This is a genomic window from Acinetobacter sp. SFA (assembly GCF_001647535.1).
GTDB classification, from domain to species: Bacteria; Pseudomonadota; Gammaproteobacteria; order Pseudomonadales; family Moraxellaceae; genus Acinetobacter; species Acinetobacter pecorum.
The window spans coordinates 50069-71061 of the sequence record NZ_LSZI01000004.1 but is presented as its reverse complement, the minus strand read 5'-3'; the positions used below and the strand labels follow the sequence as shown (position 1 = coordinate 71061).

Genomic DNA, 20993 nt, shown 5'->3' with positions numbered 1-20993 from the left:
GCGGGAAATTCCCGCTTTTTCATGATGATTTTAAGTGTTTAAACTTCGCGTACGCCAGTCAAATCCACTGAGGCTGCATCAATATTGACATCAATATAATTGCTTTCTTTCATGGCACTGTCACTACGTTTTTGTTGCAGATCATCCAGATATTGCGCATCAATACCACCCGACACATAGATCCCGTCAAAGACTGAACAGTCAAAATCCTTAACATCCGGCACTTTGTTAGTTCTTACTGCATCTTTCAAATCTTCCAGATCTTGGAAAATCAGACGGTCAGCACCAATAATTTCTCGGATTTCTTCCACACTACGTTCTGATGCAATCAGCTCTGATTTCGCTGGCATATCAATACCGTAAACGTTCGGATATTTAACCATTGGGGCTGCAGAAGCAAAGAATACTTTCTTCGCACCAGAATCACGAGCCATCTGGATAATTTCATTACAGGTTGTACCACGTACAATAGAATCATCTACCAACAGTACATTCTTACCTTTAAACTCAAGCTCAACCGGGTTGAGTTTCTGGCGTACCGATTTTTTACGCAGCTGCTGTCCAGGCATAATGAAGGTACGACCGATGTAACGGTTTTTCATGAAACCTTCACGGAATTTTACGCCCAGCATATTGGCAAGTTCGAGCGCTGAAGTACGTGAAGTATCCGGAATCGGAATCACCACATCAATATCATGCTCATCGCCCCACTCACGCAGAATTTTTTGCGCCAGTTTCTCACCCATTTTTAAACGTGCTTTATACACTGAGATACCATCAATAATGGCATCCGGACGGGCAAAATAAACATATTCAAAAATACAAGGACGATATTCAGCATTTACGGCACATTGCTTGGTAAAGAAGTTACCTTCTAAATCAATAAATACTGCTTCACCTGGCAGAATATCACGCTCAACCTTAAAGCCCAGCGCAGTAATCGCAACAGACTCAGAAGCAATAATATACTCCATGCCCTGTTCCGTTTCACGTGAACCGTAGATCAATGGACGAATACCGTTTGGATCACGGAAGCCCACCAGACCCTGACCGGTAATCATCGCCACCACACCATAAGCACCTTTGCAACGCTCATGCACACGCGTCACCGCATGGAAAATATCTTCCGACGTCGGTACCAGTTTGCCGTGTTTTTGCAATTCATGCGCAAACACGTTTAATAGCACTTCTGAATCAGAATCGGTGTTCATATGACGCAAGTCAGTTTTGAACAGGTCATCATGAATTTCTTCGGCATTGGTCAGGTTACCATTATGTGCCAAGGTAATCCCGTACGGCGAGTTCACATAAAACGGCTGTGCTTCTGCACTACTCGATGAACCGGCTGTTGGATAACGCACATGACCAATACCGTAATTTCCTTTCAAGGCACGCATATGACGGGTGTGGAATACATCACGCACCATACCATTGTCTTTTCGCAGGAATAAACGTCCTTCATCACATGTCACGATCCCAGCTGCATCTTGTCCACGATGTTGTAACATCGTTAATGCATCAAACAACATTTGGTTAACGGGTGATTTACCAGCTATACCAACTACTCCACACATAGCAACCTCGCAGACAAGCTAGGATTAATAAAAAGGATTATTTGTAGACTCATCTGCAGCTCCAGACTTGGACGATGTTTCAGATGATGAAGCTGAAGGTTTCGATGCCCCTTCAGACTTGATATGTTGTAGTGCGCCATTCGCGGCTTCTTTCGACATTTGAGTTGCCCAAGGCGCATAAGGCAATAAGGCTTGAATAAACTTGGACTGCTTCCAGTGTGGTGAGCTTTCTACCCAAGGGCCGATACCCTGCATGGTAATCAGCACAATCAGCAGACCTTTCAGGCTACCAAAGACACCACCTGCCAGACGGTTGAGGGGACCCAGCTTGAGACTCTTTAAAATACGGTTCAACAGTGCAGTAACGATCCAGGTCAGAACTACAATCAGCAGGACGATAAAAGCGAAGGCCGCAATCTTTTGTACGACTGGATCTGTACTCAGAGCAACCATAGACGGCGCAAGTAGTGTTGAATATTTTGCCGCAATAATCAGGGCAAAGATCCATCCCACTAAGTTCGCAAAGGCTTTAATAAATCCTTGACGCAAACCGTTGAGCCCTCCAATGAGCAAGATAATCAGTAGAAAGATATCAATGGCATTCATAGGATTTAAAGTGCGTCTACACAATCTTTTACAAGTTTAGGGCCAGTATAGATGAGGCCACTATAAATTTGTACAAGGCTGGCACCTGCGTGTTTCTTGGCAGCAGCATCTGCACCCGAAAGAATACCACCCACACCAATCAATGGGATTTGTCCTTTTAATACCGCAGCAAATGCAGCCAGACATGCGGTACTTTTCTCAAATACTGGCGCGCCAGACAAACCGCCCGCTTCCTCTGCATGCTCCAAACCCTCTACGCCTTCACGTGACAGCGTGGTATTGGTCACGATCAGGCCATCAATCTTGAACCGCAATAACTGCTTGGCAATAAAGGCAATATCGCTGTTATCCAGATCAGGCGCCACTTTGAGTACCAAAGGTACATAATGCTGGTATTCCTGAGCCAATTCAAGCTGACGGTTCTTCAATGTTTCTAGCAGTTCGGTGAGTGCGTCACCACTTTGCAGGCTGCGCAGATTTTTGGTATTGGGAGAAGAAATGTTGACGGTAATATAAGAAGCATAATTATAGACTTTTTCTAAACAGATAAGGTAATCATCTACTGCTTTTTCTACCGGAGTGTCAGCGTTTTTACCGATATTAATACCGAGAATGCCTTTAAATTTGGCCACTTTGACATTTTCGACCAACTGATCCACACCATCATTGTTAAAGCCCATACGGTTAATAATGGCTTTGGCCTGTGGTAAACGAAACAGACGTGGATGAGGATTGCCGGCTTGCGGGCGCGGGGTAATGGTACCAATTTCAATAAAACCAAAACCTTGGCTGGCAAGGGCATCAATATAGGCACCATTTTTGTCTAAACCTGCTGCAAGACCCACCGGATTGGGAAATTCGATTCCCATACAGGTCACAGGTTTCGCAGCAACATTTTGACGCATCAAGCCCATTTTATGGGATGATTTCAATAGTGATAATGTCAGCTCATGTGCACGCTCTGGTGCTAAAGAAAACAACAAAGGGCGGGCTAGAGAATACAACATATCCAGAAAAGTCTACTGCTTTTTAAGTCGGCATATTATAGGCATAGGTAGACAAAAAAACCATGCTTTGCAAATCTTTATTTTTACCGTTTACTGTATGGTCGCTGTTAATTTAATCTGTCCTGCTTCATTATTTAGTTCCATTTTCTCGATACTTAGCCCCATTTGTGCCAGTTGGGTCAGGAAGTTTGCCAGTACTGCATAATTTTCATGCATGACCGCCAATTGAATTTTTTCTTCTATTTGCTGGGAAGCCACAGACAGCCCTTGTTGCTGTGCGACCCGTTGTACTTTCTCCGCAGCTTCCAATTGTATGTCTCCAGCCGGTTTCATGGTCACTGCATTACTTTGCATCCAGACAATAGTATCCTTCAGCTGATTCAAACGCTTTTGCTGGTTGTTAGCCGCCTGATGCATGTACCAGAGTGCAGAACTGACCGCAGCCACTATTACAAAAATAGTGGTAAATATCACCAAGATCCGTTCACGTGCCGAAAGGCTGTCCAGATAATCACTCAGTCTTTCAAAAGACTGATCCATACGATGTTGTAGTGTTTCAATCGCTTTCATTATTGGATCCTCACTATTCCGATCGCGTCAGCTCCACCGGCCTGAATATTCCCCAGCTCCACCTTTAAGCCTTGCTGGCCCAATTGCTCGGTCAGTGCATTCAATCTTTCTGATGAACTGGCCTTAAGCTCCATACTCAGCACAGAAGTATCATAATTTACCCGTTGTGCCACAATCTGATTCTGCATCAAGACTGGCCCTACCCGACCAATAAGCTGCAATGCATGCGTGTCTGCAATCTGACTTTGGCGCAACTGCGCTTCAAACTGACTTTTGATATTCTGCTCAGTAACCGGATAATTTTGCCCAAACCAGTATTTAAACTGATCAATAGCCTGTGCAGCCGTCTGATTTGCCACTTTTTTATATTGATACCAGCGTACCGCATCATAACTAAACTGCAATACCAAAATACCCAGAAAAACCGCAGCGCAGGCTTTCCAGTAACCGGAAATAGTGCCATCGGATTTTGCTTTAGGTAACACATTAAAAGGATGCTGTTTCGGTTTCTTCAACACTGGAATGCTATATTGAAAAGACTCCAGTTGCTCCTGCGTAACCAGGGCTTCAAGACTGCGCAACTGCTCCTGATTCAGGTTGCTGACCTTATAGCGGATATCCTTAGGCTGATAATCCAGATAAAGGCTCAGATCATCCAGCGACTGACCCATATATTCTGATTCGCGCACCAGCAGACGCCCACCGATTTGGGCAATTACACGCTGATTGGTTTCAGGAGCCGGCAGCACTAAAAAATCCGGCAATAACGCTGCCAGCTTGACTGGAATCAGGCTGAGAGAGTGCTGCAGAGTCTCCAGAGTAGAATTTGCAATGCCCATAATAGTAATCTGATCCGGCTGCTGAAAATGATGCAGCACTTTCATGGCATCTACCGGCAGCACCACATATTCTTCAAGCAAATATTTAATGCCATCATTGCCCATTTTCTTATATTGGCTCTTGGGCAAGGTCTGCTGCAAAATTTGCACATGACGGCTCGGAAAAAACACCACCGCGTCCTCACCATGATGAGCCTGTATATCCTGAATCAGCTGCTCAAGTGTGGCAGCAGCATTCCAGAATTCCCCAGTTGACCATTGCCAAACTCCATTGGCTTCTGGCATCCATAAATACAACATTGATTTTGTTCTGCCGTTCTAATTAATTTTTATAGGGTAGGAATAAAACTTTTTATCTGTGTGGATAAACCAGGTGCAATCACTGTCTGATCATACATACGCGCCTCTGCCAAGGCATAGGGATGAAAAGATTCAGCCAGCAGAATGGAAGACATATGGGCCACAACGTTCATATGGCATACCACTACAATCGACTCATACGGAAGTTGCGACAGCCATTCTACTGCAACTCTGGCATCATCATCGGGTTTAATTGTATTGCAGATCACTACCGGCACATCTTTAAAATACTGCTGCAAATGTGCCAGAGTTTCCTGAGCACGCAATAAAGGACTGACCACAAATACATCGGGCCTAATCTGCTCCTTTAAGAACTGTGCAGTTTGCTCAGCCTGCTGATGACCACGCTCCGTCAGCGGACGTTTAGTGTCATTACCATTTACCGGTGGGGCTGCCTCGCCATGTCTAACTAAAGTCAGTTGCATTTCATTTCCTTATATTCGTATGCCTGCATGATATACAGCGGATATGACATTTCGCAGACAGTCCTTGTGTTATAGATCAGACTTGATGGTGTGGCAAGACAAATTCGACATCACTGCGATGACCGTTTTTCATCAGAGACAAGGCAATATTGAGCGGCGGTGCACCTTCGAAAATTACATCATACAAGGCAGAAGTAATAGGCATATACACACCCAGATCTTCAGAACGTGCCTTGACTTGTACAATAGTATTGATTCCCTCGGCAGTTTGGCCTAATTCAGTTGTTGCCTGCTCTAGAGTCTTGCCTTTGCCAAGTGCATAACCCACCTGATAATTACGGCTAAGCGGGCTGTTACACGTTGCAAATAAATCACCCACACCGGAAAGTCCAAGGAATGTCAGCGGATTGGCACCGAGCCTTACCGCAAAACGGCTCATTTCAGCCAAAGCACGGGTCAGGATCATACTCTTAGTATTTTCACCCACGTTGTACGCTGCTGCCATACCCATCGCTACTGCATAGATATTTTTTAATGCGCCGCCAAGTTCCACCCCATGCACATCATCACTGGCAAACACACGGAACAATGCACTATGCAGGGCTTGCTGTACTGCATAACGTACCAGTTCAGAATGACTGGCAATCACGGTTCCTGCCGGCTGACCTGCTACGATTTCTTTTGCCAGATTAGGTCCCGATAACACCCCATAAGGCACCTCCGGCAATTCCTCACGAATAATATCACTCATAAAGCTGAAGGTCAGTGCTTCAATCCCTTTGGTCAGGGAGATTACTGCCTGCGAGGTAATAAAAGGTTTAATTTGCTGCAGGACTTCCCGGAAAGAATGACTTGGAATCGCCACTAAAATAATATCGCGATTGCGTACTGCCTGTTCCAGATCTGAAACCGCCAGCAGATCTTTTTCCAACTGAAAATCTGGCAAATAGCGTTTATTGATATGGGTCGCATTAATATCCGCCGCGGCTGCTTCATCACGAATCCAGATCATGGTATTACAGCCGTTACGCACTGCAGTATTGGCCATTGCAGTACCAAAACTTCCCCCACCCAATACTGTTACTCTTAAAGCTGTCTTATGATTAACCGCAACCGGTTCTACCAGTTCTGAAAAATTTAATTCTGACATCTTATTTTTTAATATCCTGTTATGCCCTACAAACTAGTTGTTCTGATTCCAGTAACTTACAAAATCACTGGTTTGAATCTCTGCACGCGGGGGAATGGCCTTTGCTGCAGTACCAATATAAATAATACCCGATACCAAATCATCTTTTGAAATTCCCAATGCCTGCTTAAACAGATCAGACTCGACTACAGCGCCGCTACGCCACATGGTTGAGAAACCCTGAACCTGAAGTGATAGCAGAAAATTCTGAATGGCTGCGCCCGAACTGAGAATTTGTTCAAAATAGGGAACTTTAGGATGATCCTGCAATCGGGTTAAAGCAAGTACTAACAAAGGAGCGCGAAACGGGTGATTCTTGACCCGCTCAATCTGCGCTGTTTCAGTTTCACCCAAATCGATGAGCGCCTGCGACAGCAATTCTCCAAAGGCTTCACGTTGATCATCAGGAATCACGACAAATGTGGTAGGCTTGAGTCGATGATGATCGGGTGCAGTTAATGCTGCCTGAAAGGCTTTTTCCAGCTGTTCTGCATTGGGTGCCGGTGCCAGCAGATGACCAATCGATTGCCGTTGGTGAATATTTTGATGAACGATATCAATCGCAGATTCTGTCATTACCCTGTAGATCTATACTTAAAAAACCATACTCAAGATTAGCATATTCAAAGAAAAATACGCTAGAAACTTCATAGCAATTACACAAGCTTGCAACGTCTTCAAAAATGCAGCCCCATCATTTCTCAATCGTTTACTGCTCGGTATTTCACCTAAACCACATAGATATATACTAAAAATTGCCAAACCTATACAACAGCTACAAAATCTAAGCTGCTTGCTATGTTGAAATGATTAGCATCCTATTTACTCGAGATCTCATGATGAAAAAAACAATCACTTTCAGCGGATTGGCTATTTCCGCATTACTGCTTACTGCCTGTGCATCAAACCCGACTGCCTTGGCCGTTCAAAAGGAAAATAACCAGTATGAGGTGACCGGATTAGGTAAAAATCAACTGACCTCGAAAAACAATGCGATTACTGCGGCCAATAAAGCCTGTGGCTCCAGATCAACTCCAATTATTATAGATGAACAGACAGCTTATAATGGCGCATTAAAAGGTGTGGTCGATGAGCAAACAGGACAAATGATTCAGGCAGCAGCTACCGTCCTTGGTAATATCGCAGGCACCAACACCGGTTTAAACCAGAATGATGACTATCAAACCGTGCTCACATTCCGCTGTCAGGCCAAATAGACTTTCCTGTGAGGCATGTAATAAAAAAACCGCTCTGAGAGCGGTTTTTAATGGCTTGGATTAATTAACAGTAACCTTCCAGACGGGTCAAAGGCAATTTTTGCCCAATGGCTTTTTCAATTTCCGGAAGATAAAACGCATCATCTTCAGACAAGAAACTGATACTTACACCTTGCGCACCGGCACGGCCTGTACGACCAATACGATGTACATAATCATCTGACTGTTCTGGCAAAGTAAAGTTCACCACATGAGATACGTTATCTACATGGATACCACGTCCTGCCACATCCGTCGCAATCATAATATTATGCTGACCATTTTTAAATTGATCTAACATTTTCGTGCGTTTATCTTGCGCGATTTCACCAGACAACATCACCACCTTATAACCATCCCGTTTTAAATGATCATAAAGTTTACGTACCTGATCCCGACGGTTAGCGAAAATCATGACTTTCTCAATCGGTTCATCACGCAGAATTTCTTGCAATAGTTTATATTTATCTGATTTTGCCACCATATAAACCCGTTGCTCGACATCAGCATTGGTTTTCTTTTCTGGCTCAATCTCAACCGTAACCGGTTCAAACAGCCATTGCTGCGCAAGATTTAACACATCATAGCTAAATGTTGCAGAGAACATTAAAGTCTGACGCTGCTCTTTACGTGGCGAGAAACGTACAATCCGTTTAACCGATGGAATGAAACCCATATCCAGTAGACGGTCTGCTTCATCAATGACTAAAAATTCAATTTGATCAAGCCAGACTTCTTTTTGCTCAATAAAGTCGATCAAACGACCTGGTGTTGCGACCAAGATATCAACAGGTGCTTTATTCAGTTGATTTTTTTGCTTGTCAAAATCCACACCACCCAGCAAGGTCACTACATGTAAACCCGCATATTTCGCCAGGTGCTGTGCATCGCTTTCGATCTGCAATGCCAGTTCACGGGTCGGTGCCAGAATCAGGGCACGCGGCTCACCACGATAACGTTGTTCCTGAATCGGATTATTTAACAGATCGTTCATGATACTAATTAAAAAGGCCGCAGTTTTACCTGTACCTGTCTGTGCACGGCCAATTGCATCATGTCCTGCCAGCGTGAATTTTAAAACCTTCTGCTGGATAGGCGTCATGTGGGTAAAGCCTAAAGCATCAATCGCTTTTTTTAAATCGGGATGTAAATTTAAGGTTTCAAAACCAGATGACATAAAGCGGTGCTCTAATTGGGTAATCACTAAGATAGAAGTAGTATAAACAAAAAACGCCCCAAATTATATTGGAGCGTTTTCTTTTTAGCTTAATCCGAAGATTAGTCTAATGGTTGAACTTCTTCAGCTTGAAAGCCTTTTTGACCTTTAACAACACTGAATTCAACACGTTGGCCGTCACGAAGTGAACGGTGACCGTCACCTTGGATAGCACGGAAATGAACAAATACGTCATCACCGCCGTTACGTTGAATAAAGCCGAAGCCTTTAGTATCGTTAAACCACTTAACTACACCTTGTTCGCGAGCAGCTGTCATAAGTTAATCCTCATTGAAACTAAAAAAAGGACCACCCGGTGTTGCAAACAGCAGAGCAAACAAGTTTGAAAATATTATTTTTAAGCTTGTAATCATTCTGTAAAACTATCAACAAAATCCCGGTTACATCCATTTATGTAATAGGGTGAAAAACAATCACTTTGTTTATTCAAAGTCCCAAATACGCAACGAGCTTAACATGGGTTTATCACAATTAATAGATTTTTTTTAGCATGTTCTGTTTGATTTAGTTATTTTTTTAATGAAAATTGTCAAAAGACTTTATAAATTCATTTACCTATTCATTGTATTTTAATTAGTTTGGTTCTGGCATCAAATTTGCTACTATTTATAGCCTTTTCTGTTGACGAAATAAAACCCTAATGTTTGAAGATTCAGCGCATTTCAACCTTATAGATGCCATGGGAAAACCGTGCCCGATGCCATTATTAATGTTAAAGCGGGCATTAAAGGCTGGAAAGCATACAACATTCCTGCTCAAATCATCTGATCCGCATAGTCAGATTGATATCAGCCGTTATTGCCAGTTGCATCAGCTCAAGCTTGAATTTAAAAAAATTTCCGATACAGAGTTTCACTACTTGATTGAATCTTAAAAATTTTCAATTAAACTGTTGGTCTCTGCTTCCGTATACTTATTTACATTTCTCTACCCAAATATCCATTATTTGAGGAGAGATTGGATTAAGATAAAACCTAGTTTAGGGTTATCCCCGCACTTCAAGGAGAACACATGAGTGACAGCCGCAATCAGTTGATGCCCCTGTCATTATCGGCGCCAGGTGTCAACCTCGGTGCTTATATCAGCACTGTCAATCAGATTCCGATTTTAACAGCCGAACAAGAAAAAGAGTTGGCTGAACGCTATTACTATGACCAAGATTTAGACGCAGCGAAAATGCTGGTCATGTCGCACTTGCGTTTTGTGGTGCATATCGCACGTAGTTACGCAGGTTACGGTTTGCCACAAGGCGACCTGATCCAGGAAGGTAACCTGGGTCTAATGAAAGCTGTGAAACGTTTTGACCCGAATATGGGCGTACGTCTAGTATCATTTGCCGTGCACTGGATCAAGGCAGAAATTCATGAATACGTGATCCGTAACTGGCGTATTGTAAAAATCGCCACTACTAAAGCACAGCGCAAACTGTTTTTTAATCTGCGTAGCCTGAAAAAATCATCGAAAAAGTTGACGCTCGAAGAAGCCCAGTCAATTGCGAATGACTTAAATGTTACTCCAGAACAAGTACTGGAAATGGAAGGCCGTCTGACAGCATATGATGCTGCTTTTGATGCATCAAGTGATGACGACGATGAAGGTTCCACCCATGTAGCACCAGCGTTGTATCTTGAAGACAACCGCTATGATCCGGCTCGTCTGATTGAAAATGAAGACTATGAAGAACAAAGTACTTCTGCCCTGCACGAAGCCATGGACCAGCTGGATGATCGTTCACGGAATATTCTGCAACGCCGTTGGTTAGACGACGAGAAATCGACCCTGCATGAGCTTGCAGCCGAATATAATGTTTCTGCGGAACGTATTCGTCAGCTGGAAAAAAATGCCATGGAAAAAATTAAAGTAGCAATGTCATCCAATTAACACCAAATTCTGTTACTGATTTATTTTTAAAAAGCCTTCCTTCAGGAAGGCTTTTTTATGTCCGCATTTTGAATTTATGCTAAGGTTAAGTGCAAACTTTATCAGGAAGATCAATTCAAATGTGGATTGCGATTTCAGCACTCAATCTGGCCCTGGCAGTCATGCTCGGTGCTTTTGGTGCACATGGTTTAAAAGCACGTGCAACTGAGGTACAGCTCGGCTGGTGGCAAACGGCAACAGATTATTTTTTCTATCATGCCTTAGGACTACTGATTCTTTCTCTGCTCGCGAAAGTCATTCCTGCACTACCGATTCAGTGGAGCTTCGGACTGATTCAGGTTGGTATTTTACTGTTTTCTGGCTCACTGTATATCATGGCCTTAGGATTACCCCGCGGTTTAGGGGTGATTACACCTATTGGCGGTGCTTTAATGATTGCCGGATGGTTAATTCTGGCCTGGAATGCTTTAAAATACGCCAGATAAATCTGAACAACACTTAATCATGGAGGGTTGCTAGAATGGTGATTTACATCAATGGCGAACAACAGGAAACTCACTGCAAGAATCTGCTGGAACTGATTCAGAGTATGGCGCTTGAGGGTAAGCGTTTTGCAGTTGAAATCAACGAAATGATTATTCCTAAAAGCAGATTGGGCGATACGCCGATTTGCGATACAGACAAAATCGAAATTATTCACGCAGTCGGTGGCGGCTAATACTCGGGACAATTATGCAAGATTTATTACAGATTGGTTCACGCCAATTCCAGTCACGCCTTTTGGTAGGCACAGGCAAATACAAAGATTTAAATGAAACCCAGCAGGCCATTGAAACCAGTGGTGCAGAGATTGTCACTGTCGCTATTCGCCGGGTCAATATTGGCCAAGATCCTGACCAGCCGAATCTGCTATCAGTGATTTCTCCGGAAAAATATACCATTTTGCCGAATACTGCAGGTTGCTTCGATGCCAATAGTGCCGTCCGCACCTGTATGCTGGCGCGTGAGCTGCTCGATGGCCATAATCTGGTCAAACTGGAAGTATTGGGTGATGAAAAAACACTTTATCCAAACGTGACCGAAACACTAAAAGCTGCTCGCACCTTGATTGACGATGGTTTTGAGATCATGGTCTATACCTCGGATGATCCGATCGTGGCGCAAGAACTGGAAAGCATGGGCTGTGTCGCGATTATGCCATTGGGTAGCCTGATCGGTTCAGGTCTTGGTATTTTAAATCCACACACCCTGTCAATCATCAAGGAAAATGCCAAAGTGCCGGTTCTGGTCGATGCCGGTGTCGGTACAGCAAGTGATGCCGCGATTGCGATGGAACTGGGTTGTGATGGTGTACTCATGAATACAGCGATTGCAGCTGCACAAAATCCGGTATTGATGGCATCTGCGATGAAAAAAGCCGTTGAAGCAGGCCGAGAAGCTTTTCTTGCAGGCCGTATGCCACGTAAACGTATGGCCAATGCCAGCTCGCCGGAAACCGGCTATTTCTTTAAATAAATTTTCATAAACAAAAATAAAGGACTCGATTGAGTCCTTTATTTTTTTCCAGTAATTAAGGAATCAGACCTTCATCACGCATGGCAATCTGTACAGACTGACGTTCTGCCACTTTATTACGGATATGAATAATATTTTTATATGGACTCAGATCATGCTCAATCTGGTTCGACCAGTTGGTCAAGACAAACAGATAAGCATCCGCAGGACCAAAGTTATCATCCACCAGATAATCATTTTCCGATTCACCAATCGCTTTATCGATATAACTCAATAGACGATCAATCTCCGTATAGGCTTTTTTCTTTTCATCCTCAGATAACTTGTCACCAAAGAACACCGCATAGGCATCATGCAATTCCGAATTCAGATAACCTAACCATTCCAGCACTTTGGCACGTCCCATGCCCGATGGTGGAATCAGATCTTGTTTTGGATCGTGTTGAGCAAGAAACGGTAGAATTGCAACATTTTCTGTCAGGATCAGACCAGGGTTAATTTCTAACGCTGGTACATAACCTTTAGGATTAACTTCGTAATAATCCGTACCTTTTTCTGTTTTATGTGTTTTTAAATCAACACGTTCCAAATCAAAATCGACATTAATTTCATTTAAAATAATATGAGCTGCCAGTGAGCATGCCCCTGGCGAATAGTAAAGCTTCATTTCTGATCCTTGTTATACACTTCTCAATGTTTTAAATCGCTTCTAACAAACTTTCAAGTGATCAAACCTGTAAATTGCAAAAAAGCCTAACTGTCATTTGAGGACAGTTACTCATTCAATATTCAGGATATTCCGGGCTTTTGCAAGTCAATCTTGTGTAGATTTTTATCTCTATCTGTTTAACATACACAGGTTTTCAAAATATAGATGATATTCCGTGATTAGCCTGAAAAAAGAAGAATGGTTTTCCAATATCCGCACAGATGTACTGGCAGGTCTGGTGGTGGGACTTGCCCTGATTCCTGAATCAATCGCCTTCTCTGCCATTGCCGGTGTCGATCCGCAAGTCGGTTTATATGCCTCTTTCTGTATAGCGGTATCCATTGCTTTTTTTGGCGGCCGTCCTGCCATGATTTCCGCAGCTACAGGCGCAATGGCGCTTTTGATGATTACCTTGGTAAAAGAACATGGTCTGCAATATCTGCTGGCTGCCACAATTCTGACCGGCATCATTCAGGTCATTGCCGGTTATTTTAAAGTCGCTAAATTAATGCGTTTTGTATCGCAGGCGGTGGTATACGGATTTTTGAATGCCTTGGCGATCCTGATATTTGTGGCACAAATCCCGGAAATTAAGCAGATGGAGAGCACCGGTTATCTGTTTATTGCGATTGGTCTGGCAATTATTTATCTGTTTCCTTATATCCCTAAAATTGGTAAAGCCATTCCCTCGCCTTTGATCTGTATTATCGTCTTAAGTGGGCTGGCGCTGTTGTTGGGTGCAGATATGCGTACCGTGAGCGATCTGGGACAATTCCCGGATACCTTGCCGGTATTCCTGATTCCAGAAATTCCACTCAATCTGGAAACCTTGCAAATTATCCTACCTTATTCCTTTACCTTGGCAACTGTCGGTTTGCTGGAAAGCATGATGACCACTACGGTCATTGATGAAGTGACCAGAACTGAAGGTGACCGTCATCAAGAATGTCGTGGTCAGGGTATGGCCAATATTGTCAGCGGCTTTATGGGTGGGATGGCCGGGTGTGCCATGATCGGCCAGTCAATTATCAATGTGTCTTCAGGGGCACGTACCCGTTTATCGACTCTGGTCGCTGGTGTGTTTCTGCTCTGTCTCGTGGTTTTTTTGAAAGACTGGCTGGCTTATATCCCAATGGCAGCACTGGTTGCGATCATGATTATGGTGGCATTTACCACCTTTCAATGGGGAGCAATCAAGCAATTCAGCAAACATCCGCTAGAATTCAATACCGTGATGATTGCCGTGATTATTGTCGTGCTTGCCACTCATAATCTGGCGCTTGGTGTATTTGTCGGCGTATTGCTCTCTGCCCTGTTCTTTATTAATAAACTGGAAAGAACCGTACATGTCTATACGCATTTAAATGCAGCCAATTCACGTAGCTATGTTATTTCTGGACAAATTTTCTTTAGCAGTACAGAAAAATTCTATCAGTTCTTTGATTTTAAAGAAAAGCTTGAGCATGTGGAACTGGATCTGACCCATGCGCATGTCTGGGACGTGACTTCGGTCAATATGCTGAATAACGTGATTCAGAAGTTTAAAGCCCAAGGTATAGATGTAAGGGTAATCGGTTTAAATGAAGCCAGCAGTACACTGATTGACCGTTTTAGTAGCTGATGAACGATGATTAATAAAAGAGCCTCGATTGGCTCTTTTACTTTATCTGGAAGATCTTGCCGATTTTTATGGAGAAATACCGAGAAAAGTTTGACTTGCTCGGCTCAGGACTTAAAATACCGCATTCTGAATTTTTAGATTTGCCAAAGTTATGTCGAACGATCAATTAGACCAGCAAGTCGTGGAGCTGGAAAACTTAAGCGAGCACCGTGAAATCGTGACGTTTATGCGCCGCTCAATGCCGCTAAACACCTCCCAACGTACTGCGCTTGAACAATATGGTCACTTAATTTTGGAATATCCAGTCGGTGATTTGCGTCAGCACTTTGAACATCCTCAACGTCCTTTGACTGTAGAAATCGGTTTTGGTATGGGCCGTTCACTGGTATTGATGGCCAAAGCCAATCCTGAGCGAAACTTTGTCGGAATTGAAGTCCATGTACCGGGTATTGCCCAGTGCGTGTATGAAGCAGGTGTTGAAGGCTTGACTAATTTACGTGTGCTAGATGCGGATGCAATTCAGGTATTACGTGAAATGCCAGATAATAGTATTAATGCAGTTCAGTTATACTTCCCTGATCCATGGCAGAAAAAGCGTCATTTTAAACGCCGCTTTGTTTCACATGAGCGTATGCCACTGGTGGAGCAAAAGCTGGAGCTTGGCGGAACTTTCCATGCTGCAACGGACTGGGAGCCGTATGCTGAATGGATGATTGAAGTATTGGAAGAACGTCCACGACTGGAAAATCTGGCGGGCAAAGGCAACAGCTACCCTCGTCCGGAATGGCGTCCACAAACCAAGTTTGAACGTCGCGGCATTGAAGCCGGTCACAAGATTAATGATTTTATCTTCAAGAAAATTTCTTAATCCAAGATTCAAAAAAGCGCTGATTAATCAGCGCTTTTTTATGGGAAAAATTTGGCTTTGAACCCTGCTCCGCAGATAAATCATCAGATTCTTCATTCCTAATGACGCCTGAGTATCTGCTGGCTCAACAGCTGATAGACATTTTGCAAATCTTCTCGTTGCATATTGGCCAACATCTGCTGATGCATATTCAAGATATTCTGATCACCACGCATCGCTGGACCAGTCTGCATTTGTTTAGGATCATTCTGAGTGGCTTTACTGGCGGTTTCCAGCATCAAGGGATACAGCAAACTGAAATCGACCTGTTGTACATCAACCACCTGCTTGGCCATGTCATAACAATAATTGGCAAAATTACAGGCAAATACCGCTGCAAGATGCAAACTGAGACGTTGACTAGAATTATAAGTATAAACACGATTACTTAGGCTATTTGCCAGTTCTAATAACAGGATTTGGTCCTGTTCATTCACCGCTTCAATAAACAGTGGCGTCTGCTGCCAATTAATCTGGTGTTCCAGACTAAAAGTCTGTAAAGGATAAAATACGCCTGCACGCGTATGCACATTTTTCAGTAAATCGAGATGGGTACTGCCAGAGGTATGTACGATCAGATTCTGCTGCAGATACGGATGAATCTGTTCAATGACGTTGGTAATCGACTGATCACTTACCGCGATAATGACCAGATCTACCTCATGATCTAGCTGTTCAGGCCGAGCGATTGCTTGAGCTTTAAATTGCTCAGCCAGTTGTTGTGCTTTTTCTAGGGTTCGACTGTAGATCTGTACGATCTCATGGTGTGCTGACAATACAAGGGCAAGATGGTATGCCACTCGCCCTGCCCCAATCATACTGATCCGCATCTGCTGTTCTTCCTGATAAATTACGCACAGCATGCCAATAAATAAAGATTGAGGCAATTGGCCTTGATGTTTCGAATAGACTTTAAAACTTTCGCAGGGTCAGAATCTGTTCACTTCGACCAAAAGGCCCATGAACATCATGCAGAATTCCGCTGGTCAAACCGATACCATCTCCACCATATTGCTGCACCACTTCCAGTCCTAGCCATTTACCCTGCGGCAGACGGTGCATATGAATCTGCAGGTCCAGATTCGGAAATCCCCAACCGGAATTCGGATCCTGACGTGGCACAATGCCATTGGCTGTATCGACCATACCAAGTAAACGGCTAAAGTCTGTCGTCGGTTGGCCTTCTACCATGTCTAGCGAATTTCTCAGCCAGACAATGCCCTTGCCTGCACGATGGTCAGCATGCGCACGGGTTTCAACACTCTGGATATAACCACCCGGCCAGCAGCGCATGCCCTCCCAAACCGGTAAATAATCTGGACTTTCGATCGGAAAGTCTTCCACTCCGGCAATGGCCTTGGTATCTGAAGTTAGCATTCTCCACGCGCGTGCCACGATACAGGTTTTACCATTGGCACACATTTCAGCTTCAACCAGCTCGATGGTTTTACCCGGGCGGATCATGCGTGTGGTAATTGAAAATTCACCAAAGGCTATCAGGCCAAAAATATCCAGCCCGACCCGACCAATACGCATGTCAGCACGTGGCTGAAACTGTTCCAGTTCGACGCATAGAATACCAGTGGCTGGTGCCATGTGCTGCTCATGCGGATTCCATGCACCTTGCGCATGAATATTTGAACGGTAATAAGCTGTAGTACTGCCATCTGCATGCTGTTCGCGCTGGATAAAACTGTAATATGCCCACATTGTTTTAATACTTCCCTGAATATTCACTTAAACTTTAGAGTTTACAAAAAGTTCTTTAATCTTTATTTTCTGAGCAAAAAGCCATGATAATTCATGATTTGACAATAAATTTTGCACTGTTTAAATCCGACTTTGGTTAAAAGTACTGTAAAATTTTGCGCAGATACCAAGTGAAAATCCTGCTCCAAGCGTTCAATCATCTTGTTACTTTGCACTACGCTTAACCCTGTCTGTTGTGCCAGCTTCTGCATAATTTTGATGTCTTGCTGATCTTCGGGTTGCATCAGATCATAGGTCAATGCAAGACCATTGGTTTTAAGACTCTGATGGATAGCCTGAAAGAATCCGTTTTTTTCGGAATTTGGAATGAAATGTGCCACCAGAATGGCTAATGCAGCATCAAACGTATCTGGCTGATTCAAATCTTGAATTGTGCTTTGGATAAGTTGCACCCTTTGTCGATCTACAGAATTCAGATTTCTACTAGTCTGTTCCAGCATAGCTGCTGATGGATCAATTGCAGTAAAGGTCCAGTCTGGATAACGCTGCAATAAATACGACAGTTCATAACCCGTCCCGCAGCCCACTACTAAAATATGGGCGGTTTCCGGGAGTTCAGTGCTGAGAATCGCTTCAATCTGCTGATGCACCAGTTCATAACCGGGAATCAGTTTACGGATGTGATCGTCATAACTGGCGACGACGACTTCACTGTGAAAGTTTTTTGCCATATTTTTACTCTAAATCTATGCATGAATCTAAAACTCAGGCGGGTCTTTAAATAGATTGAATATTTAAATCTTGTAGCTTGATCTTATTTGCTGTTTTCTTGAAATTTGATCATAGGCCCAGCGACATGGATGTCGCCATTTTGCTGAGGGACATGGAAGTCCCTTCAGCAAAATAAATGGAAGTCCCTTCAGCAAAATAAAGGGATTTTGCTTACTTTTGGCCCATCAAAAGTAAGAAAAGCCTAAATATTGATATCGAAACCGTTATACAAATGGAGGCAATGCATGCATTAAATACTGCTTTGCCCCACTTAAGAATCGCATCAATACAATTTAAGCAATCTCTTTCAAGTTCAGCTCTTCACGCATAAATTCACGCAACTTGAACTTCTGCGCCTTACCTGAAGCCGTCATCGGGAATTCATGGAAGAAACGCACATAACGCGGCACTTTGTTATGCGAGATATGCTCGGCACAATACTCACGGATTACGTCTTCGGTACAAGGATCATTTTCATGCAGGATGATACAAGCACAAAGCTCTTCTCCATATTTATGGTCTGGTACCCCAATCACCTGTACATCTGAAACAGCCGGATGGGTATAAAGGAAATCTTCGATTTCTTTCGGGAACAGGTTTTCCCCGCCACGAATGACAACATCCTTGATTCGCCCCTTGATTTTGACAAAGCCCTCATCATCCATTTCAGCGATATCACCAGTATGCATCCAGCGCGCTGTATCAATCACTTCCTGGGTTTTGTCCTGGTCTTCCCAGTAACCGAGCATTACGGAATAACCGCGTACACATAGCTCACCCAATTGACCGCGTGGAACCACCTTGCCACTTTCATCCACAATTTTGACTTCCAGATGCGGATGTACCCGACCAACCGTACTGACACGTTGTTCAACACTGTCTTCAGTAGAACTTTGTGCACTTACTGGCGCAGTTTCGGTCATACCATAGCAGATGGTAATTTCAGACATATGCATACGTTCAATCACGCGCTGCATAATCTCCTGCGGGCATGGACTACCTGCCATAATCCCGGTACGCAGACTGGACAGATCAAATTCGTCAAACTGTTCATGCTCAAGAATGGCGATAAACATGGTCGGCACACCATAAGCCGCGGTACATTTTTCCTGCTGGATGGCTTTCAGGGTTTCCAGCGGATTAAACACGGCAGACGGATAAATCATGGCAGAACCGTGCGTAATACAGGCCAGATTACCCATCACCATGCCAAAACAATGAAATAAAGGAACTGAAATACAGACGCGGTCTTCTGGACCTAAATGAATCGCTTCACCGACAAAGTACCCATTATTTAAAATATTATTATGGGTCAGCATGGTGCCTTTCGGATTGCCCGTGGTACCCGAGGTAAACTGGATATTAATCGTTTCATCGAACTGCAATTCACTGGAGATCTGTTGCAGTTGTTCTAGCTCTTGTTCGCCAGGCGAGCTCAGCAAATCCTGAAACCGGTGGATGCCGGTATGCTGCTGGTCATCAATTTTAATCACATGTTTTAAATGCGGCAGACGCTCTGCATTAAGGAATTTATCTTCAGTTTCCTGCAATTCCGGTGCAATTTTAGTCAGAATTTCCTGATAGTCCGTCGTTTTAAACTGGGACGCAATCACCAATCCCTTACAAGACACCTTGTTCAGCACATATTCCAGCTCATTGCTTTTATAAGCAGGATTCAGATTAACCAGAATAATACCTGCCTTAAAGGCTGCAAACTGGGTAATGGTCCATTCCACACAGTTCGGCGACCAGATCGCCAGACGGTCACCTTTTTGCATACCCAGTTTCAGCAGCTGACAGGCAAAGGCATTAACCTGTTCCTTTAGCTGCCGGTAACTGAGACGTATGTTCTGGTGCAGACTGACCACTGCATCACTTTGTGCATACTGCTCACAAGCCTGATCAAATTTTTCACCAATCGTCATACCCAATAAAGGCTGGCTGCTGGTTCCATAGGCATAGCTTAACCGTACTTGTGTCATTGAATCGATCTCCTTGATTCTTTGTAATTCTGATTTTCAACTTTACTAATTGTTTTATGACCACGACGACCTTGTCTGTGTGCCTGTTTTTGTGTGCTTATGCTGCTGGATTTCCCTCCTGTCGACGTACTGCGTTAACACAAAAATCGGCAATCTGTTTGACAAAGTGATCCTTATATTTCTGATCAAACATCACATTGCGGGACGGATTCAAAGGTTCGATTACCACAAAGGTCATGGCGCCAACCACACCTAGTGCTGCGGTATTCAAATCTTCAAATTCGAATTCTCCATTGACCTTTCCTTCGGCCAGAATCTCCTTAATGCTCTGCTTGAGCAGCTGCTTACTGCGAAAACGCTCATGTTCCATTTCCGGATCAACCGGCTCGAACATTAGTGAATATGCCAATTGAGGGCTATTCATGGCACGCTTCACAAAAGTTGTAACAGATTTTTGCAATTTCAGTCTTGCCGATAAATCCGATTCAGCAATATGGACTAAAATTCCGACTTCATGCTGAATTGCCGCCGACAAAACCTCAATTAAAATCTGGCTTTTATTCTCGAAATATCGATAGACCAGCCCTGTAGATACGCCTGCGCGTTCTGCAATCGCCTGTATCGACGCCTCTTTAAAGCCCCCTTCAGTAATCAGTTCACGAGCAGATTGCAAAATCGACAGACGATTTTGTTCCATCCGTTCCTGCATCAATGATGATCTTTTATAACTCATAAAATTAATCTCAACAAGATAAAATGAATTGTAAATCATTTTGTGAATATAGATTCACTTTTTTATTTTTTCGTTGTATGTTAAACCTCAAGCACAACAAA

The 20993-nt window shown here is 43.5% G+C and carries 24 protein-coding genes; 8 read left to right on the top strand and 16 right to left on the bottom strand.

The features are described from left to right. Window positions 1–38: 38 nt before the first annotated feature. The 8 genes from purF to AY607_RS03365 form a co-directional block, all read right to left on the bottom strand. Entirely contained in the window at window positions 39–1574 is a 1536-nt protein-coding gene (gene purF / locus AY607_RS03400) for an amidophosphoribosyltransferase (protein ID WP_064095859.1), read from the bottom strand. Between the two features lie 24 nt (window positions 1575–1598). Next, the gene (locus tag AY607_RS03395; protein WP_064095858.1) at window positions 1599–2180 is read right to left on the bottom strand and encodes a CvpA family protein; all 582 of its coding nucleotides are present in this window, start codon (window positions 2178–2180) and stop codon (window positions 1599–1601) included. Between the two features lie 5 nt (window positions 2181–2185). Continuing rightward, on the bottom strand, window positions 2186–3187 hold the full coding sequence (locus tag AY607_RS03390) for a quinone-dependent dihydroorotate dehydrogenase (protein WP_064101777.1): 1002 nt from the start codon (window positions 3185–3187) through the stop codon (window positions 2186–2188). Window positions 3188–3277: 90 nt separating this feature from the next. Continuing rightward, window positions 3278–3757, bottom strand: coding sequence for a type II secretion system protein GspM (gene gspM, locus AY607_RS03385; protein WP_064101776.1), 480 nt, complete (start codon window positions 3755–3757; stop codon window positions 3278–3280). Continuing rightward, window positions 3757–4896 carry a type II secretion system protein GspL gene (gspL, locus tag AY607_RS03380; protein ID WP_064101775.1) on the bottom strand — a complete coding sequence of 380 codons (1140 nt, stop codon included), beginning with the start codon at window positions 4894–4896 and terminating at the stop codon, window positions 3757–3759. Before gspL ends, gspM begins: the two co-directional genes overlap by 1 nt. 29 nt (window positions 4897–4925) lie before the next feature. Next, window positions 4926–5381 (bottom strand): phosphohistidine phosphatase SixA, encoded by a 456-nt coding sequence (sixA, locus tag AY607_RS03375; protein WP_064101774.1) that lies wholly within the window; start codon window positions 5379–5381, stop codon window positions 4926–4928. Window positions 5382–5457: 76 nt separating this feature from the next. Then, the gene (locus tag AY607_RS03370; RefSeq protein ID WP_064095853.1) at window positions 5458–6531 is read right to left on the bottom strand and encodes an NAD(P)H-dependent glycerol-3-phosphate dehydrogenase; all 1074 of its coding nucleotides are present in this window, start codon (window positions 6529–6531) and stop codon (window positions 5458–5460) included. 33 nt (window positions 6532–6564) lie between these two features. Continuing rightward, complete coding sequence (locus AY607_RS03365) at window positions 6565–7146, bottom strand: nitroreductase family protein (RefSeq protein WP_064095852.1); 582 nt, start codon at window positions 7144–7146, stop codon at window positions 6565–6567. Between the two features lie 260 nt (window positions 7147–7406). Between AY607_RS03365 and AY607_RS03360 the strand changes: the two genes are divergently transcribed. Next, window positions 7407–7787 carry a hypothetical protein gene (locus AY607_RS03360; RefSeq protein ID WP_081406353.1) on the top strand — a complete coding sequence of 127 codons (381 nt, stop codon included), beginning with the start codon at window positions 7407–7409 and terminating at the stop codon, window positions 7785–7787. Between the two features lie 64 nt (window positions 7788–7851). Here AY607_RS03360 and rhlB read toward each other — a convergent pair whose 3' ends face one another. After that, window positions 7852–9003, bottom strand: a complete 1152-nt coding sequence (gene rhlB, locus AY607_RS03355) for an ATP-dependent RNA helicase RhlB (RefSeq protein WP_064095851.1) — start codon at window positions 9001–9003, stop codon at window positions 7852–7854. Window positions 9004–9104: 101 nt separating this feature from the next. Next, the gene (locus AY607_RS03350; RefSeq protein ID WP_004280099.1) at window positions 9105–9320 is read right to left on the bottom strand and encodes a cold-shock protein; all 216 of its coding nucleotides are present in this window, start codon (window positions 9318–9320) and stop codon (window positions 9105–9107) included. A 383-nt stretch (window positions 9321–9703) separates the two neighbouring features. Here AY607_RS03350 and AY607_RS03345 point away from each other — a divergent pair, with 383 nt between their 5' ends. From AY607_RS03345 to AY607_RS03325, 5 genes are all read left to right on the top strand, one after another. Then, the gene (locus AY607_RS03345) at window positions 9704–9937 is read left to right on the top strand and encodes a sulfurtransferase TusA family protein (RefSeq protein ID WP_064095850.1); all 234 of its coding nucleotides are present in this window, start codon (window positions 9704–9706) and stop codon (window positions 9935–9937) included. Between the two features lie 137 nt (window positions 9938–10074). Further along, a complete protein-coding gene (gene rpoH / locus AY607_RS03340) occupies window positions 10075–10944 on the top strand; it encodes an RNA polymerase sigma factor RpoH (RefSeq protein ID WP_064095849.1) in 870 nt (289 codons plus the stop codon). A gap of 119 nt (window positions 10945–11063) precedes the next feature. Next, window positions 11064–11429, top strand: coding sequence for a DUF423 domain-containing protein (locus AY607_RS03335; protein ID WP_064095848.1), 366 nt, complete (start codon window positions 11064–11066; stop codon window positions 11427–11429). A gap of 35 nt (window positions 11430–11464) precedes the next feature. Next, window positions 11465–11662, top strand: a complete 198-nt coding sequence (thiS, locus tag AY607_RS03330; protein WP_064095847.1) for a sulfur carrier protein ThiS — start codon at window positions 11465–11467, stop codon at window positions 11660–11662. 14 nt (window positions 11663–11676) lie between these two features. Continuing rightward, window positions 11677–12459, top strand: coding sequence for a thiazole synthase (locus AY607_RS03325; protein WP_064095846.1), 783 nt, complete (start codon window positions 11677–11679; stop codon window positions 12457–12459). A 55-nt stretch (window positions 12460–12514) separates the two neighbouring features. Here AY607_RS03325 and AY607_RS03320 read toward each other — a convergent pair whose 3' ends face one another. Further along, entirely contained in the window at window positions 12515–13126 is a 612-nt protein-coding gene (locus AY607_RS03320; RefSeq protein ID WP_064095845.1) for a glutathione binding-like protein, read from the bottom strand. 217 nt (window positions 13127–13343) lie between these two features. On the opposite strand from AY607_RS03320, the gene AY607_RS03315 reads away from it, so the two are divergent. Both AY607_RS03315 and trmB read left to right on the top strand, forming a co-directional pair. After that, complete coding sequence (locus AY607_RS03315; protein ID WP_064101773.1) at window positions 13344–14789, top strand: SulP family inorganic anion transporter; 1446 nt, start codon at window positions 13344–13346, stop codon at window positions 14787–14789. Window positions 14790–14940: 151 nt separating this feature from the next. After that, complete coding sequence (gene trmB / locus AY607_RS03310; RefSeq protein WP_064095843.1) at window positions 14941–15657, top strand: tRNA (guanosine(46)-N7)-methyltransferase TrmB; 717 nt, start codon at window positions 14941–14943, stop codon at window positions 15655–15657. 98 nt (window positions 15658–15755) lie between these two features. Here trmB and AY607_RS03305 read toward each other — a convergent pair whose 3' ends face one another. The 5 genes from AY607_RS03305 to AY607_RS03285 all read right to left on the bottom strand — a co-directional run bounded on the left by AY607_RS03305 (window position 15756) and on the right by AY607_RS03285 (window position 20892). Continuing rightward, window positions 15756–16526, bottom strand: a complete 771-nt coding sequence (locus tag AY607_RS03305) for a Rossmann-like and DUF2520 domain-containing protein (RefSeq protein WP_064096161.1) — start codon at window positions 16524–16526, stop codon at window positions 15756–15758. An 82-nt stretch (window positions 16527–16608) separates the two neighbouring features. Further along, on the bottom strand, window positions 16609–17406 hold the full coding sequence (locus AY607_RS03300; protein WP_064095842.1) for a thioesterase family protein: 798 nt from the start codon (window positions 17404–17406) through the stop codon (window positions 16609–16611). A gap of 62 nt (window positions 17407–17468) precedes the next feature. Beyond that, a complete protein-coding gene (locus AY607_RS03295; protein WP_064095841.1) occupies window positions 17469–18137 on the bottom strand; it encodes a class I SAM-dependent methyltransferase in 669 nt (222 codons plus the stop codon). 333 nt (window positions 18138–18470) lie between these two features. Then, window positions 18471–20159 (bottom strand): AMP-binding protein, encoded by a 1689-nt coding sequence (locus AY607_RS03290; protein ID WP_064095840.1) that lies wholly within the window; start codon window positions 20157–20159, stop codon window positions 18471–18473. Between the two features lie 97 nt (window positions 20160–20256). After that, window positions 20257–20892, bottom strand: coding sequence for a TetR/AcrR family transcriptional regulator (locus tag AY607_RS03285; RefSeq protein WP_064095839.1), 636 nt, complete (start codon window positions 20890–20892; stop codon window positions 20257–20259). Between the last annotated feature and the right edge of the window lie 101 nt (window positions 20893–20993).

Bases quoted from the DNA above. Each gene is read 5' to 3' on its own strand.
- purF (WP_064095859.1), bottom strand. From the start codon at position 1,574: ATGTGTGGAGTAGTTGGTATAGCTGGTAAATCACCCGTTAACCAAATG.
- AY607_RS03395 (WP_064095858.1), bottom strand. From the start codon at position 2,180: ATGAATGCCATTGATATCTTTCTACTGATTATCTTGCTCATTGGAGGG.
- AY607_RS03390 (WP_064101777.1), bottom strand. From the start codon at position 3,187: ATGTTGTATTCTCTAGCCCGCCCTTTGTTGTTTTCTTTAGCACCAGAG.
- gspM (WP_064101776.1), bottom strand. From the start codon at position 3,757: ATGAAAGCGATTGAAACACTACAACATCGTATGGATCAGTCTTTTGAA.
- gspL (WP_064101775.1), bottom strand. From the start codon at position 4,896: ATGTTGTATTTATGGATGCCAGAAGCCAATGGAGTTTGGCAATGGTCA.
- sixA (WP_064101774.1), bottom strand. From the start codon at position 5,381: ATGCAACTGACTTTAGTTAGACATGGCGAGGCAGCCCCACCGGTAAAT.
- AY607_RS03370 (WP_064095853.1), bottom strand. From the start codon at position 6,531: ATGTCAGAATTAAATTTTTCAGAACTGGTAGAACCGGTTGCGGTTAAT.
- AY607_RS03365 (WP_064095852.1), bottom strand. From the start codon at position 7,146: ATGACAGAATCTGCGATTGATATCGTTCATCAAAATATTCACCAACGG.
- AY607_RS03360 (WP_081406353.1), top strand. From the start codon at position 7,407: ATGATGAAAAAAACAATCACTTTCAGCGGATTGGCTATTTCCGCATTA.
- rhlB (WP_064095851.1), bottom strand. From the start codon at position 9,003: ATGTCATCTGGTTTTGAAACCTTAAATTTACATCCCGATTTAAAAAAA.
- AY607_RS03350 (WP_004280099.1), bottom strand. From the start codon at position 9,320: ATGACAGCTGCTCGCGAACAAGGTGTAGTTAAGTGGTTTAACGATACT.
- AY607_RS03345 (WP_064095850.1), top strand. From the start codon at position 9,704: ATGTTTGAAGATTCAGCGCATTTCAACCTTATAGATGCCATGGGAAAA.
- rpoH (WP_064095849.1), top strand. From the start codon at position 10,075: ATGAGTGACAGCCGCAATCAGTTGATGCCCCTGTCATTATCGGCGCCA.
- AY607_RS03335 (WP_064095848.1), top strand. From the start codon at position 11,064: ATGTGGATTGCGATTTCAGCACTCAATCTGGCCCTGGCAGTCATGCTC.
- thiS (WP_064095847.1), top strand. From the start codon at position 11,465: ATGGTGATTTACATCAATGGCGAACAACAGGAAACTCACTGCAAGAAT.
- AY607_RS03325 (WP_064095846.1), top strand. From the start codon at position 11,677: ATGCAAGATTTATTACAGATTGGTTCACGCCAATTCCAGTCACGCCTT.
- AY607_RS03320 (WP_064095845.1), bottom strand. From the start codon at position 13,126: ATGAAGCTTTACTATTCGCCAGGGGCATGCTCACTGGCAGCTCATATT.
- trmB (WP_064095843.1), top strand. From the start codon at position 14,941: ATGTCGAACGATCAATTAGACCAGCAAGTCGTGGAGCTGGAAAACTTA.
- AY607_RS03305 (WP_064096161.1), bottom strand. From the start codon at position 16,526: ATGCGGATCAGTATGATTGGGGCAGGGCGAGTGGCATACCATCTTGCC.
- AY607_RS03300 (WP_064095842.1), bottom strand. From the start codon at position 17,406: ATGTGGGCATATTACAGTTTTATCCAGCGCGAACAGCATGCAGATGGC.
- AY607_RS03295 (WP_064095841.1), bottom strand. From the start codon at position 18,137: ATGGCAAAAAACTTTCACAGTGAAGTCGTCGTCGCCAGTTATGACGAT.
- AY607_RS03290 (WP_064095840.1), bottom strand. From the start codon at position 20,159: ATGACACAAGTACGGTTAAGCTATGCCTATGGAACCAGCAGCCAGCCT.
- AY607_RS03285 (WP_064095839.1), bottom strand. From the start codon at position 20,892: ATGAGTTATAAAAGATCATCATTGATGCAGGAACGGATGGAACAAAAT.